Annotated in this window: 17 protein-coding genes; 15 read left to right on the top strand and 2 right to left on the bottom strand. The window is 64.9% G+C overall.

The genetic code is table 11. The features are described 5' to 3' along the window. The first annotated feature begins 4 nt into the window (after positions 1-4). The 4 genes from ABKS89_RS02880 to trpE all read left to right on the top strand — a co-directional run bounded on the left by ABKS89_RS02880 (position 5) and on the right by trpE (position 4,081). On the top strand, positions 5-832 hold the full coding sequence (locus tag ABKS89_RS02880; RefSeq protein ID WP_045214142.1) for an ABC transporter permease: 828 nt from the start codon (positions 5-7) through the stop codon (positions 830-832). Positions 833-1,022: 190 nt separating this feature from the next. Continuing rightward, positions 1,023-1,697 carry a ribulose-phosphate 3-epimerase gene (gene rpe, locus ABKS89_RS02885; protein ID WP_138212992.1) on the top strand — a complete coding sequence of 225 codons (675 nt, stop codon included), beginning with the start codon at positions 1,023-1,025 and terminating at the stop codon, positions 1,695-1,697. Further along, positions 1,697-2,515 carry a phosphoglycolate phosphatase gene (locus ABKS89_RS02890; protein WP_348589140.1) on the top strand — a complete coding sequence of 273 codons (819 nt, stop codon included), beginning with the start codon at positions 1,697-1,699 and terminating at the stop codon, positions 2,513-2,515. The genes rpe and ABKS89_RS02890 overlap by 1 nt, the downstream gene beginning before the upstream one ends. Before the next feature lie 72 nt (positions 2,516-2,587). Beyond that, positions 2,588-4,081, top strand: coding sequence for an anthranilate synthase component I (gene trpE, locus ABKS89_RS02895; RefSeq protein WP_348589139.1), 1,494 nt, complete (start codon positions 2,588-2,590; stop codon positions 4,079-4,081). 317 nt (positions 4,082-4,398) lie between these two features. Here the strand turns inward: trpE and ABKS89_RS02900 are convergent, their stop codons facing one another. Both ABKS89_RS02900 and ABKS89_RS02905 read right to left on the bottom strand, forming a co-directional pair. Beyond that, entirely contained in the window at positions 4,399-4,725 is a 327-nt protein-coding gene (locus ABKS89_RS02900) for a pyocin activator PrtN family protein (protein WP_138212989.1), read from the bottom strand. 121 nt (positions 4,726-4,846) lie between these two features. Continuing rightward, positions 4,847-5,617, bottom strand: coding sequence for an XRE family transcriptional regulator (locus tag ABKS89_RS02905; RefSeq protein WP_138212988.1), 771 nt, complete (start codon positions 5,615-5,617; stop codon positions 4,847-4,849). A gap of 410 nt (positions 5,618-6,027) precedes the next feature. Between ABKS89_RS02905 and ABKS89_RS02910 the strand changes: the two genes are divergently transcribed. The 11 genes from ABKS89_RS02910 to ABKS89_RS02960 all read left to right on the top strand — a co-directional run bounded on the left by ABKS89_RS02910 (position 6,028) and on the right by ABKS89_RS02960 (position 13,890). After that, positions 6,028-6,237 (top strand): TraR/DksA C4-type zinc finger protein, encoded by a 210-nt coding sequence (locus tag ABKS89_RS02910; protein ID WP_253442620.1) that lies wholly within the window; start codon positions 6,028-6,030, stop codon positions 6,235-6,237. A 19-nt stretch (positions 6,238-6,256) separates the two neighbouring features. Next, positions 6,257-6,616 (top strand): PA0613 family protein, encoded by a 360-nt coding sequence (locus ABKS89_RS02915; RefSeq protein WP_348589138.1) that lies wholly within the window; start codon positions 6,257-6,259, stop codon positions 6,614-6,616. 83 nt (positions 6,617-6,699) lie between these two features. Then, positions 6,700-7,173 carry a GNAT family N-acetyltransferase gene (locus ABKS89_RS02920; protein ID WP_348589137.1) on the top strand — a complete coding sequence of 158 codons (474 nt, stop codon included), beginning with the start codon at positions 6,700-6,702 and terminating at the stop codon, positions 7,171-7,173. A gap of 316 nt (positions 7,174-7,489) precedes the next feature. Then, positions 7,490-7,834 (top strand): phage holin family protein, encoded by a 345-nt coding sequence (locus tag ABKS89_RS02925; RefSeq protein ID WP_024763586.1) that lies wholly within the window; start codon positions 7,490-7,492, stop codon positions 7,832-7,834. 17 nt (positions 7,835-7,851) lie between these two features. Continuing rightward, positions 7,852-8,382 carry a hypothetical protein gene (locus tag ABKS89_RS02930; protein ID WP_348589136.1) on the top strand — a complete coding sequence of 177 codons (531 nt, stop codon included), beginning with the start codon at positions 7,852-7,854 and terminating at the stop codon, positions 8,380-8,382. After that, on the top strand, positions 8,379-8,942 hold the full coding sequence (locus ABKS89_RS02935) for a phage baseplate assembly protein V (protein WP_138212984.1): 564 nt from the start codon (positions 8,379-8,381) through the stop codon (positions 8,940-8,942). The genes ABKS89_RS02930 and ABKS89_RS02935 overlap by 4 nt, the downstream gene beginning before the upstream one ends. Positions 8,943-9,052: 110 nt before the next feature. Continuing rightward, positions 9,053-9,379, top strand: a complete 327-nt coding sequence (locus ABKS89_RS02940; protein ID WP_138212983.1) for a GPW/gp25 family protein — start codon at positions 9,053-9,055, stop codon at positions 9,377-9,379. Further along, complete coding sequence (locus tag ABKS89_RS02945) at positions 9,376-10,266, top strand: baseplate assembly protein (protein WP_348589135.1); 891 nt, start codon at positions 9,376-9,378, stop codon at positions 10,264-10,266. Before ABKS89_RS02940 ends, ABKS89_RS02945 begins: the two co-directional genes overlap by 4 nt. Beyond that, positions 10,259-10,873, top strand: a complete 615-nt coding sequence (locus tag ABKS89_RS02950) for a phage tail protein I (protein ID WP_348589134.1) — start codon at positions 10,259-10,261, stop codon at positions 10,871-10,873. Before ABKS89_RS02945 ends, ABKS89_RS02950 begins: the two co-directional genes overlap by 8 nt. Beyond that, complete coding sequence (locus ABKS89_RS02955; protein ID WP_348589133.1) at positions 10,864-12,555, top strand: phage tail protein; 1,692 nt, start codon at positions 10,864-10,866, stop codon at positions 12,553-12,555. The genes ABKS89_RS02950 and ABKS89_RS02955 overlap by 10 nt, the downstream gene beginning before the upstream one ends. 174 nt (positions 12,556-12,729) lie before the next feature. Next, on the top strand, positions 12,730-13,890 hold the full coding sequence (locus ABKS89_RS02960; protein ID WP_348589132.1) for a phage tail sheath subtilisin-like domain-containing protein: 1,161 nt from the start codon (positions 12,730-12,732) through the stop codon (positions 13,888-13,890).

Raw genomic sequence — 13,890 nt, forward strand, 5'->3', positions numbered from 1 at the left:
GAAGATGCTGAGCCCGTACATGTCCCCGGTCGAGCGCGTGTGGTTCTACACGCTGCGCATCCTCTGCGGCCTGATCCTGCTGTTCCTGGTGCTGCCGGTGCTGGTCATCGTGCCGCTGTCGTTCAACTCCGGCACCTTCCTGGTCTACCCGCTGCAGGGCTTCTCCCTGCGCTGGTACGCCGACTTCTTCAACTCCGCCGAGTGGATGCGTGCGCTGACCAACAGCATCATCGTCGCCCCGGCGGCCACGGTGCTGGCGATGGTCTTCGGCACTCTGGCGTCGATCGGCCTGACCCGCGGCGAGTTCCGCGGCAAGGCACTGGTCATGAGCCTGGTGATCTCGCCGATGGTTGTGCCGGTGGTAATCATCGGCGTGGCGAGCTACCTGTTCTTCGCTCCGCTCGGCCTGGGCAACAGCTACATCTCGCTGATCATCGTCCACGCGGTACTGGGTGTGCCGTTCGTCATCATCACCGTGTCGGCGACCCTGCAGGGCTTCAACTACAACCTGGTGCGCGCCGCCGCCAGCCTGGGCGCGCCACCGGTTCTGACCTTCTTCAAGGTCACCCTGCCGCTGATCGCTCCCGGTGTGATTTCCGGCGCGTTGTTCGCCTTCGCCACCTCCTTTGACGAAGTGGTGGTGACCCTGTTCCTCGCCGGTCCCGAGCAGGCCACCCTGCCGCGCCAGATGTTCAGTGGCATTCGCGAGAACCTCAGCCCGACCATCGCCGCCGCGGCGACCCTGCTGATCGGCTTCTCCGTCGTGCTCCTGCTGACCCTCGAGTGGCTGCGTGGCCGCAGCGAGAAACTGCGTACCGCACCGACTTCCTGATTCACAGTGTTTCGCGGACGGTTGCGCCCCTGTGCTCACCCACAGGGGCGGGATCGATCCGCGATTTTTTTTTGCCTGCTTTCCTGCCTGATACCGTCCTTTTCGCTTCGACTATCGGCCCGATCCCCTTCGAGCCGTCCGAGCGGCTACAATGCGCGCCATCCGTGATTTCCGCCCACAGAGGTGCGCCATGCAACCCTACGCCATCGCTCCGTCGATCCTTTCCGCCGACTTCGCCCGCCTGGGCGAGGATGTGGACAAGGTGCTCGCCGCCGGCGCCGACATCGTTCACTTCGATGTGATGGACAACCACTACGTGCCGAACCTCACCATCGGCCCGATGGTCTGCACGGCGCTGCGCAAGTACGGCGTCACCGCGCCCATCGACGTGCACCTGATGGTTTCCCCGGTGGACCGCATCATCGGCGACTTCATCGAGGCCGGCGCCACCTACATCACCTTCCACCCGGAAGCCTCGCAGCACATCGACCGTTCCCTGCAACTGATCAAGGACGGCGGCTGCAAGGCCGGCCTGGTGTTCAACCCGGCCACCTCGCTGGATGCGCTCAAGTACGTGATGGACAAGATCGACATGGTCCTGCTGATGAGCGTGAACCCCGGCTTCGGCGGGCAAAAGTTCATCCCCGGAACCCTCGACAAGCTGCGCGAAGCCCGCGCGCTGATCGACGCCTCTGGCCGCGACATCCGCCTGGAGATCGACGGCGGGGTGAACGTGAAGAACATCCGCGAGATCGCCGCCGCGGGCGCCGACACCTTCGTTGCCGGCTCCGCCATCTTCAACGCACCGGACTACGCCGAGGTCATCCGCGCCATGCACGCTGAGCTGGCGCAGGCGCGCAAGTGATGAGTGCTGCACAGCTGCCGTTCGCCGGGCTGCCGCGTCTGGTGATGTTCGACCTGGACGGCACCCTGGTGGATTCGGTCCCCGACCTCGCCGCGGCGGTGGACAAGATGCTGCTGGCGCTCGGGCGCCAGCCGGCCGGCCTGGACGCGGTGCGTCACTGGGTCGGCAACGGTGCACGCGTGCTGGTGCGTCGCGCCCTGGCCAATGACATCGAACACGATGGCGTCAGCGAGGAAGACACCGAGCGTGCCCTCGAGCTGTTCATGGATGCCTACGCCGACAGCCACGCGCTGACCGTGGTCTACCCCGGCGTGATCGAGACCCTGAAGTGGCTGAAGAAGCGCGACGTCGAGCTGGCGCTGATCACCAACAAGCCCGAGCGCTTCGTCGGCCCGCTGCTGGACGAGATGAAGCTGGGCAAGTTCTTCCGCTGGATCATCGGCGGCGACACCCTGCCGCAGCAGAAGCCCGACCCGGCCGCACTGCTGTTCGTGATGAAGATGGCCGGCGTGTCGGCGGAGCAGGCCCTGTTCGTCGGCGACTCGCGCAACGACATCCTCGCCGCCAAGGCTGCCGGCGTGCGCAGCGTGGGCCTGAGCTACGGCTACAATCACGGCCGCCCCATCGCCGAGGAAACCCCGACCCTGGTGCTCGACGACCTGCGCCATCTGCTGCCTTGCTTCGACTCGGGCAAAGCGATAGTGTTGCCCGACTCCGCCTCAACTCCCGCTCAGCGAGACAGCACCGTGGAAACGGCTCCCCTCACACTCTGGATGAAAGTCATCAAGGCCCTGGCCCGCTGGCGCTGGCGCGCCTGACATCCTTTGGCCGGTCTGACCGGCGCGTGTGTGCAACCAAGTCCGTTACCTCCTCATTCCACGAGGCTGATCATGACCCGCGAAGAATTCCAGCGCCTGGCCGCCGAAGGCTATAACCGCATTCCGCTGACCTGCGAAACCCTTGCCGACTTCGACACCCCGCTGTCGATCTACCTGAAGCTGGCCGACGGCCCCAACACCTACCTGCTCGAATCCGTGCAGGGCGGCGAGAAGTGGGGCCGCTACTCCATCATCGGCCTGCCCAGCCGCACCGTGCTGCGTGTCTACGGCCACCAGGCGAGCATCAAGGTTGACGGCGTCGAGACCGAGAGCTTCGACTGCGCCGACCCGCTGGCCTTCGTCGAAGAGTTCAAGGAGCGCTACCGCGTGCCGACCATCGCCGGTCTGCCGCGCTTCAACGGCGGCCTGGTCGGTTACTTCGGCTATGACTGCGTGCGCTACGTCGAGCAGCGCCTGGCGCAGTGCCCGAACCCCGATCCGCTGAATAACCCCGACATCCTGCTGATGGTCTCCGACGCGGTGGTCGTGTTCGACAACCTCGCCGGCAAGATGCACGCGATCGTCCTCGCCGACCCGGCGCAGGCCGACGCCTATGACAACGGCCTGGCCCAGCTGGAAGAACTGCTGGAGCGCCTGCGCCAGCCGATCACCCCGCGCCGCGGCCTGGACTTCAGCGCCGTGAACGCCCCGGAACCGCAGTTCCGCGCCAGCTTCACCCGCGAGGACTACGAGCGCGCCGTCGGCACCATCAAGGAATACATCCTGGCCGGCGACTGCATGCAGGTCGTGCCGTCGCAGCGCATGTCCATCGACTTCAGCGCAGCGCCGATCGACCTGTACCGCGCACTGCGCTGCTTCAACCCGACGCCCTACATGTACTTCTTCAACTTCGGCGACTTCCACGTCGTCGGCAGCTCGCCGGAAGTGCTGGTGCGCGTCGAGGACGGTGAAGTCACCGTGCGCCCCATCGCCGGCACCCGCCCGCGCGGCGCGACCGAAGAGGCCGACCGTGCGCTGGAAGAAGACCTGCTCTCCGACGCCAAGGAAATCGCCGAGCACCTGATGCTCATCGACCTGGGCCGCAACGATGTTGGTCGCGTGTCGCAGACCGGCAGCGTGAAGGTCACCGAGCAGATGGTGATCGAGCGCTACTCCAACGTCATGCACATCGTCTCCAACGTGAACGGCCAGCTGAACGAGAAGCTCAGCGCGATGGACGCCCTGCGCGCCATCCTGCCGGCCGGCACCCTGTCCGGCGCGCCGAAGATTCGCGCGATGGAAATCATCGACGAGCTGGAACCGGTCAAGCGCGGCGTCTACGGCGGCGCCGTGGGCTATCTCGCCTGGAACGGCAACATGGACACCGCCATCGCCATCCGCACCGCAGTGATCAAGAACGGCGAACTCCACGTGCAGGCCGGCGGCGGTATCGTCGCCGACTCGGTGCCGGCGGCGGAGTGGGAAGAAACCATCAACAAGCGCCGCGCGATGTTCCGCGCCGTAGTGCTGGCCGAGCACACCGCCAAGGTGCATGGCCGCGACTGAGTCGCCGGCTCGATGAAAAGCCCCGCTTCGGCGGGGCTTTTTTATTGGCTCTCGAACACACCAGGTGTCGGCTCGAATCCACCGGCTGGCGCGGGACTTTCCGCTCGCTCCGAGCTGCTCCCTCTCGCTCTGGGAGAGGGTTGGGGTGAGGGCGAGCCCCGACGCAAAAGCTTCATGAAAAAAAGCTCTTCGGAGGATCGAGGGGGGACGCCTGGTTCCTGCTCGCGAATAGAGTCTGCCGGCTACTCCACCAGTGGGCGGCTTCGCGAGCAATAACGATGGCGTCCCCCTCGCTCCTACAACCCCAACCCCCAACCTCACACCGCCTGCCGCGCCTCCACCACCTGCAGGTTCGCCTTGCGCCGGGCGAGGGCGGCGTCCGCCTGCTGCGAGCGCTCCTCTACATACGCCGCCAGGTGATCCACCGCGACGTACTGCATCGCCTTGTGGCTGTCGTCCAGCGTGGTTACCGGCAGGGCGATGCGCCCGCAGGACAGCGCCTTGCTGAAATTCTCCCGGTTCAGGTTGCGGAACCAGCGCTCGCGCACCTGCTCCAGCGGCACCAGGACATCCCCGAAGATCTGATAGACCAGGCTCACCGTCTCCGGGCGCGGGGCGGGGCGGACATCTGCGGTCGACTGCATGGGACTCTCCTGTTCCGATGGTGATGGCGACAAGAGAAAATATAGCAAAGGTTGTATTTATCTTCAACCGACACACAGGAAAAACCCCGCCGAAGCGGGGGTTTTTCATGGCGAAACGGGCTCAGCGAACCAGGGTCGGTGCGCGGCGATGGCGCACCGTGGACCACCAGAAGACCCAGCCGATCAGGCGGATCTGCCCGCCGTCGAACTGCTCCGCCGGGTACTCCTCGTCGGGGTATTCGTCGCGGTTGAAGCTGCGCAGGCGGATGCCGCCGCCGGGCAGGCGATAGACGAACTTCACCCGCAGCATGCCCTCGTGTTCCAGGGCGTAGATCTCGCCGTCGGTGATGTGCGTGGTGGCCGTGTCGATACCGATGGTGGAGCCATCCATGATCAGCGGCTCCATGCTGTTGCCGGTGAGCTGGGCGCAGATCGCCGCGGCCGGGTCGACCCCCGCGGCGCGCAGCGTGGCGTACGAGAAACGCAGCTTGCGCCCCTCTATCTCGCGCACCGCGGTACGGCCGGCACCGGCCGCCAGTTCCACTTCCTTGTACAGGCGTAGTTCCACTTCGTCCTCGTCCAGCGGTGTGTCGCTATCCCATGGGTGCAGCGGTTCCAGTCGCAGTGGGCTGCCATCGGCCGGGCGCGGCGCAGGTGCGCTGGCGCCCGGCGTCGGCGTGCCTTCGCCGGTAGCCAGCCAGGTCGGCGAGACCCCCAGCGCGCTGGCGATCTCGATCAGCTTGCGCGTGCTCTGCGCCTTGCCCGAGGTCAGCTTGTGGATGGTGTTCTGCGAAACCCCGGCGGCTTCGGCCAGGGTTTCCTGCTTGAGGTTGCGCGAGGCCATCGCCTGTTTCAGACGGTCGGCCAGCGTCGATGAGGGAGTCTTGTCCATGGCGGCACTCTACCTCCTGGGTTGTAGCGTGTAAATAGCTTTGGTGTTGACTAAATATAGCTATGGTTGTAATCATAAAAGCCAGCAGCCCACCGGAGAGACGACAACCGGTTCGGCTGAAGGGAGGCAATGGCTTCCCCCTCACCGCGGCAAGGACGCCGCGGGTTGCCTGCAGGCCGTAACGAGCGGAGGCAGGCTGGAGGACGCGGGCGGGCCAGGGAGGCGCTGCCCGTGTACCGGCAAGGGATGCCGCCCGATGAGTCGGCGTCCGCGACGAATAGATCGCGACTGACCACCCAGGCGGCCGAAGGCTCGGCGACCACGGAGGGCATGTCGCCAGGAGACCTTCATGAACCAACACCCGAACTGCGCGATGCAGCCCGAATCCCCCGTCGATGCGGAGGTGCGCCGTGGCTGATATCGCCGACTACGCCAACGACCTGATGCTGGAGCGCATCGAGGACATGCTGCACAGCCGCCGCTCCTCGGCGGCCATCAGCTCTGCCGAGTTCTGCGAAGACTGCGGTGACGACATCCCGCCGGCGCGCCGCTTGGCGGCGCCGGGCTGTACCCGCTGCATCGATTGCCAGGCCCTGGATGAACTGGAGCGCCGGCACTGAGCCGCGCCGGAGGAACGCCGTGATCAAACCCATCGATGAAATGCTCAAGCTCTGGGCCGAAGAGATGCACAGCCCGGGCAGCGCCGGCGGCGGTTATGCCGGCGGCAACCTGCTGGCGATGATGATGGCCAACAAGGGCGAGATGATTCGCGGCACACGGGGCAGCAAGGTGATCCTCGACCGCGTCGCGGAGCTGGACCTGATCATCAACCACCTGCCCGACGAGCAGAAGGACGTGGTCACCGAGCACTACCTCAACCGCGACAGCGAGGCCTCGCAGAAGTACCGGCACTGCCGCTGCAGCCGCAATACCTTCTACTTGCGCCTGCACGTGGCGCACCAGAGCATCCAGTCACGTCTGATGCGCCGCGTCGCCTGATTCTTCCTCTTCTTCATCCGAAGCCCGGCCCTGCGCCGGGCTTCGTGCTTTTCGCGGTAGCCCTTGGGCTATGCTCGCGGCCCATGACGACACCTGTCCTGATTCACCGCGCCGAACCTGCCGACACCGATGCCATCCTGCGCATCCTCGGCGAAACCTACGAAGCTACCTGGAAGCCCGAGCTGAGCGCCGCCGCCATCGCGCGCTTCGAGTCGTCCGCGCATACCGCCGCTTATGTGCGTGAGCGCCTGAGGCATTTCGAAGTCGTCTGCCTCGACGGCGAGGTTGTCGGCCTGCTCGACTGGCACGACGAATTCATCGATGCCCTGCATGTCTCTCCCCGTCACCAACGCCAGGGAATCGGTGCGGCCCTGCTGCGCCACGCCGAAACCGCCATCGCAGGCGCAGGCCATGCGCGTATTCGCCTGGAGACCGACACTTTCAACCGGCAGGCCCGCGCCTTCTATGGCAAGCACGGCTATGCGGAGGTCGATTTCTACCCGGACGAGGAGTGGCACAGCGGCTTTACCACGGTGCTGATGAACAAGGCTCTGTGAAATTTCCGACGCCGGATTTCGGCGTTTCGACAGCGCATTGCGGTGTGTCATCTGCGTATTGCAGCGCATTCCCCGAGAAGCCTTGTTCCGGCGGGAATCGGGGGGTAAAAAGTAGTCATTCTTGTAAAGGTGCGTCCCCAGGGAGCACAACGCGAAACCCCGAAAAGCCCGGCCACTGAGCCGGGCTTTTTCATGCCCGCGTTTTCTGATCCGCCGGTTGCGGCGGGTGGCCGGCGAGGACGCCGGCAGTCATCCCCGGTTGGCTGATAGCCGCCGGTTTCGCCCGTTCGCGGGCGTCTTTATCCAAGGTGAGCCAATGGGCAACGAACCTCAGACCCTGGCCGACGTGCCTTTGTGGGGGCTGATCCTGCTCGCTGTCGCGGGCGGTATCAGCGGTGAAATGTGGCGCGCCGACAAGGCGGGCCTGGGAGGCTGGCGGTTGCTGCGGCGGCTGGCATTGCGCTCCGGCGCTTCCATCGTCTGCGGCATGGCGGTGATGTTCCTGGCCATGGCCTGTGGCGCCTCGCTGACCCTCGCCGCCGCCATCGGCAGTCTGACCGCGGCGGCCGGCGCGGAAATCGCCGTCGGCCTTTATGAACGCTGGGCGGCGAAACGCCTGGGTGTCTGCGAGTTGCCGCCGAGCGAGCGCGGCCAAGAGTGAAGCAGCGAGGAGACGACATGTCCGAACAACCTTTGACCCTGGCCCTGCTGCTCGATGCGGTCGAGCAGACGCTGAGCGCACGACTGGGCGAGATCGGCGATTACCTGCGCGGCCCGCTGAAGCAGGCCCCGGCGACACTCCCCGCGCTGGCGCTGGAGTACGCCGGGATGCTGCCGGGCCGGGATCCCGGCAATGGCCAGACGGCGCTGATCTGCCGCCTGCAGGCGCGCCTGCTGGTGACGCGCGACGATGCCGAAGCGGAGGAGCTGGCGCTGCGCAATGTCGCGGTGCTGGCGGTACAGCTGCGTGCACAGAACTGGGGGCTGGAGCTGGAACCGGTGAGTTTCATCCAGGCGCAACCGGAGCTCGACAATCCAGTGCTCGCAGCCTGCCGCGTGTGGCTGGTGGAGTGGCAGCAGCCGGTGCTGCTGGGCGAGACCGAGTGGCCCTGGGAAGACCAGCCGCTGGGCAGCCTCAGGCTCGGCTTCGACCCGCAGACCGGTCCGGGCCACGAGGATGACTACTTCGATCCGGGAGCCCTGCAATGAACCAGGACTACGTGAGCGCCGAACACGACCGCATGCTCGCCGCGCTGGTCATGCCCTGCGAAGTGGTGGCCGTGGACCTGGCGGCGGCGCGGGTGCGCGTGCGCTCCGGCGAATGGATCAGTGCCTGGGTGCGCTGGCATGCCCAGGCGGCCGGCGCCGCACGGCACTGGCGCGCGCCGAGCCTGGGCGAGCAGGGCGTGCTGCTCAGTCCATCCGGCATGGCTGCCATGGGCACCTTCGTGCCGGGGCTGTTCGGTGCTGCCTCGGCGCCACCGAACAATCGTGGCGAGGTAGAGAGCTGGCATTTTCCCGATGGCGCCGTGCTCAGCTACGACTGGCAGGCGCATCGCTATGACCTGCAACTGCCCGCCGGCACCGCCACGGTGAAAGTCGGCGGTACGCAGGTGGTGGTCGATTCCGGGGCGGTGAACGTCACCGCCGCCAGCATCCAGCTGAGCGGGCCGGTGAGTATCAAGGGCGCGCTGACGGTGAACGGCAACATCAGCAGCACCGGCTCGATCATGGACACCGCCGGCAACAGCAACCACCACACTCATTGAAGTCGCTTCGACTTCCAACCCAGGCCCGCCACGTGCGGGCCTCTGCATTTCTGGAGACCTGCCATGGGCAACTTTTCCCGTGCGCACCCTGAGCGACGGAGGGCGCGGCCATGATCGGCATGGATCGACGCAATGGCCAGTCGCTGAGCGCGCTGGCGCACCTGAAGCAATCCATCGAGGACATCCTCACCACCCCGCTGGGCAGCCGGCGCATGCGTCCCGAGTACGGCAGCCGCCTGCGGCGCATGGTCGACCTGCCGGTGACCGAAGGCTGGAAGGGCGCGGTACAGGCTGAGGTGGCCCGCGCCATCGGCCGCTGGGAACCTCGTCTGCGACTGAGTTCGGTGCAGGTCGTGGCGGTGGTCGCCGGCAGCGTTTCGCTGCGCCTGCGCGGCGTCTACCTGGGCGACGAAATCGGACTGGAGGTGGCGGCATGAGCCTGATCGACCTGTCTCAACTGCCCGCGCCGCAGGTGGTCGAGAGCCTCGACTACGAGACGCTCTATGAAGAGCTGCTGGCGGACTTTCGTAGCGCCATGGGTGAAGGCTGGACCGCTGCGGTGGAGTCCGATCCGGTGGTCAAGCTGCTGGAGCTGGCGGCTTACCGCGAGCTGCTGCTGCGTGCCCGGATCAACGACGCAGCCCGCGCCGTGATGCTCGGCTACGCCACCCAGGGCGACCTGGATCAGCTGGCCGCCGGCTACAACGTCAGGCGCCTGGTTATCCAGGAAGCGGATGCCACGACCTCGCCACCGACACCGGCTGTGCTGGAGGGCGACGACTCGTTGCGCAACCGCACCCAGCTGGCCTTCGACCAACTCTCGGTGGCCGGCCCGCGCAACGCTTACGTGGCCTTCGCCCTTGGCGCCGACGGGCGCATCGCCGATGTCTCGGCGATCAGTCCGCAGCCGTGCGAGGCGCTGGTCAGCGTGCTGTCTTCCGAGGGTAATGGCGCGGCATCGACTGACCTGCTGGATGCCGTGCGCAAGGTGCTGAACGACGAAGACGTGCGCCCGGTGGGCGATCGCCTCACCGTGCAGTCCGCCGTCATCGTGCCCTATCAGGTCGATGCGGTGCTCTACATCTATCCGGGCCCCGAGGCCGAGCTGATCCAGCAGGCTGCCGAGGCTTCGCTGCAGAGCTACATCGCCACGCAGCGCCGCATCGGCCGCGATATCCGCCGCAGCGCGCTGTTTGCCGCGCTGCATGTGGAAGGCGTGCAGCGCGTCGAGCTGGCCAAGCCGGCTGCCGACGTGGTGCTCGACTCGACCCAGGCGGCGTATTGCAGCGGCTATCAGATCCGCGTGGGTGGCTCCGATGAGTAGCCGCCTGCTGCCGATCAACTCGACGCCGCTGGAGCGCGTGCTGGCGGATGTACAGGTTGCCGACCTGCCGGTACCACTGCGCGAGCTGATGGACCCGCAACGCTGCCCTGTCGCGCTGCTGCCCTATCTGGCCTGGGCCTGGTCGGTGGACCGCTGGGACCCGACGTGGAACGAGGCGGTGAAGCGCAAGGCAGTGGCCGCCGCGTTCCGCATCCACCAGCACAAGGGAACCATCGCTGCGCTGCGGCGGGTGATCGAGCCGCTGGGTTACCTGATCGAAATCATCGAGTGGTGGCAGGGCTCGCCCATGGGCGAGCCGGGCACCTTCCGCCTGCGCATCGGCGTGCTCGACAGCGGCATCAGCGAAGAGATGTACCAGGAGGTGGAGCGTCTGATCGAAGACGCCAAACCGCTCACACGGCACCTCATCGGGCTGGATATCAGCCTGGAATCCCAGGGGCGGATCACCGTCGGCTCCGGGCAATACGACGGCGACATCGTCACCGTCTACCCCTACCTCCCGGACGTGATCGAAGCGATCGGCAGCCACGGCTTGCCGGGCCGGGAACACACCATCGACAGCTTGAGTGTCTACCCATGGCAGTAACCTACTACGCACTTCTCACCACCATCGGTGCCGGCAAGCTGGCGAATGCCACCGCGCTGGGCACCACCCTGAAAATCACCCAGCTCGCCGTGGGCGACGGCGGCGGCAACGTGCCGACTCCTGACGCGAGCCGCACCCAGCTGGTCAACGAAGTCCGCCGCGCACCGCTGAACCGCCTGAGCGTCGACCCGGCGAACAGCGCGCAGATCATCGCCGAACAGGTCATCCCCGAGGACGTGGGTGGCTGGTGGATCCGCGAGATGGGTCTGTACGACGAGGCCGGCGCGCTGATTGCCTACGCCAACTGCGCGCCGTCCTATAAACCGCAATTGGCCGAAGGCAGCGGCCGCACCCAGACCGTGCGCATCGTGCTGATCGTCAGCAATGCGGCTTCGGTGGAACTGAAGATCGATCCGAGTGTGGTGCTGGCGACGCGGGAGTACGTGGATAACTCCATCGTCACCGCGCTGAATCGGCTGGATTACAAACAGTCCGTGCGCGCCGCGACGACCGCGAGTATCACGCTGAGCGGATTGCAGACGGTGGATGGTGTTGCGCTGGCGGCGGGGGACCGTGTGCTGGTGAAGAACCAGAGCTATTCCGTGGACAATGGCTTGTATGTTGTTGCCAGTGGTGCATGGAAGCGCACTACAGATGCCGATGACAGCAGTGAAGTAACTCCGGGGCTGACGGTAGCGGTGGAGAGTGGAACATCATTGGCAGATAGTGTCTGGCAACTAGTTACAGACAGTCAGATTGTATTGGGCACCACACCCTTGCAATTTCAGAACATTACTAACGGACTGGCAAAATTAGCATCGCCGACATTCAGCGGAGTTCCGAGCGCACCCACCGCTGCGCAGGGAACTAATAACCAACAGCTGGCAACTACTGCTTTTGTCCAAGCTACGATAACCCCCCTTGCTCCAAAAGATTCACCAGTATTCGTGGGGGTGCCGAGTGCTCAGACTCCACCGCGATTCGACTCCAGCCAGCGTCTGGCAACTACGGAGTTCGTTCGTCAAGCAATTGGAAATTGTTCCGGCTTCATTGCGGTTTCGGCAAATACGACGTTGACTCCTGCTCAAGTAGGTTTTTTTGTCGCATCGAACGTTGGAACTGGTGCAGTCAGTCTTGCTCTTCCTTTGATCAGCAACGTCCCAATTGGATCAACGTTCACGGTCACTCATGCTTCGGGGGCCATGTCGAGCTTTGGCTTGGTCACGTCGGGTAGCGATATCCTGATTGCCGAGGGATTAGGGGGCAACATCTCCCCTTACGCGATGGCTTTCGACGAGACCATAACCGTTGTATCCACTGGCGCTTCCTGGAAAATCACTTCCGGTAACGGTGTACGCTTTCTGAAAGCTGGTCGTGCGTTCGATGCTAGTCTTGCCTCGAGCGGATATCAGCGTCTGCCGAGTGGACTATTGATTCAGTGGGGCGTCAATGCCACGGCCATCGGGGCTGCCTCAGGCAATTTCTCCTTCACTATTCCATTCCCTTCGGCCTGTTTACAGATAGTGGCGAGTGACTCCGGAAACAGTTGTATTCCAGTAGGTGCGTCCGCCATCAGTAATTCGCAGTTCATTGTCTATAGGGCAGGCAAGGTCTATACGAGTGCTGGCGATCTGGTTGTACCGCCGGTAGTCACTTTCCGCTGGTTTGCATTTGGGATCTGACCATCCAGTGTACTTTTCTCGCCGTATTTCCCTATCTCAGCTTTAAGTAAATGACCAGGTTTCGTCGGTTCACCTCCGAACTGATGAGTAACCTTGATATGCCTGATGCATTTGCGACTCGGGCAACCCAACCAACCGCCTCCCGGCGGTTTTTTTATGTCTGGAGAAAACCCTATGAGCTTCTTTCACGGCGTCACCGTGACCAATGTCGACGTCGGTGCGCGTACCATTGCGCTGCCGTCGTCCTCGATCATCGGCCTGGTGGACACCTTTACCCCCGATGCCAAGCTGATCGCGCAGGCCGATGTGCCGGTGCTGCTCACCAGCCTGCGCGAAGCGGCTGCCGCGTTCGGTACCGCCTCGGCGATCTACAAGTCCTGCACCGCCATCTTCACCCAGTCCGCTGCGGTGGTCGTGGCGGTGGGCGTGGCGAAAGTCGAGGATGCGGCGCAGCTGACCTCCGCGATCATCGGCACCGTCACCGAAGCCGGCCAGCGTACCGGCCTGCAGGCGCTGCTCGATGGCAAGTCGCGCTTCAATGCGCAGCCGCGTCTGCTGATCGCGCCGAAGCATTCCGCCACCCAGGCGGTGGCTACCGCCATGGGCGCGCTGGCCGAGAAGCTGCGCGCCATCGCCATTGTCGACGGCCCGAACACCACCGACGAGGCGGCCATCGCCTACGCCGGCGAGTTCGGCAGCAAGCGCATCTACCTGGTCGATCCGGGCGTGCAGTACTGGGATACCGCCAATAGCGCCACCGTCGATGCACCGGCGTCGGCCAACGCGGCCGCGCTGTTCGCCTGGACCGACAGCCAGTACGGCTTCTGGTCCTCGCCGTCGAACAAGGAACTGCTCGGCATCACCGGCACCGGCCGTCCGATCGAGTTCCTCGACGGCGACGAGACCTGCCGCGCCAACCTGCTCAACAACGCCAACATCACCACCGTCATCCGCGACGACGGCTACCGCCTGTGGGGCAACCGCACCCTTTCCAGCGACGCCAAGTGGGCCTTCGTGACCCGCGTGCGGACCATGGACATGGTGATGGACGCGATCCTCGCCGGGCACAAGTGGGCGGTCGACCGCGGCATCACCAAGACCTACGTGAAGGACGTCACCGAGGGCCTGCAGGCCTTCATGCGCGACCTGAAGAACCAGGGCGCGGTGATCGACTTCGAGGTCTACGCCGACCCGGAACTCAACACCGCCAGCCAACTGGCCCAGGGCAAGGTGTACTGGAACATCCGCTTCACCGACGTACCGCCTGCCGAGAACCCCAACTTCCGCGTCGAGGTGACCGATCAGTGGCTCACCGAAGTCCTGGACGCAGCTTAA

This window comes from Pseudomonas sp. LABIM340, from assembly GCF_040017195.2.
Classification (GTDB): Bacteria; Pseudomonadota; Gammaproteobacteria; order Pseudomonadales; family Pseudomonadaceae; genus Pseudomonas.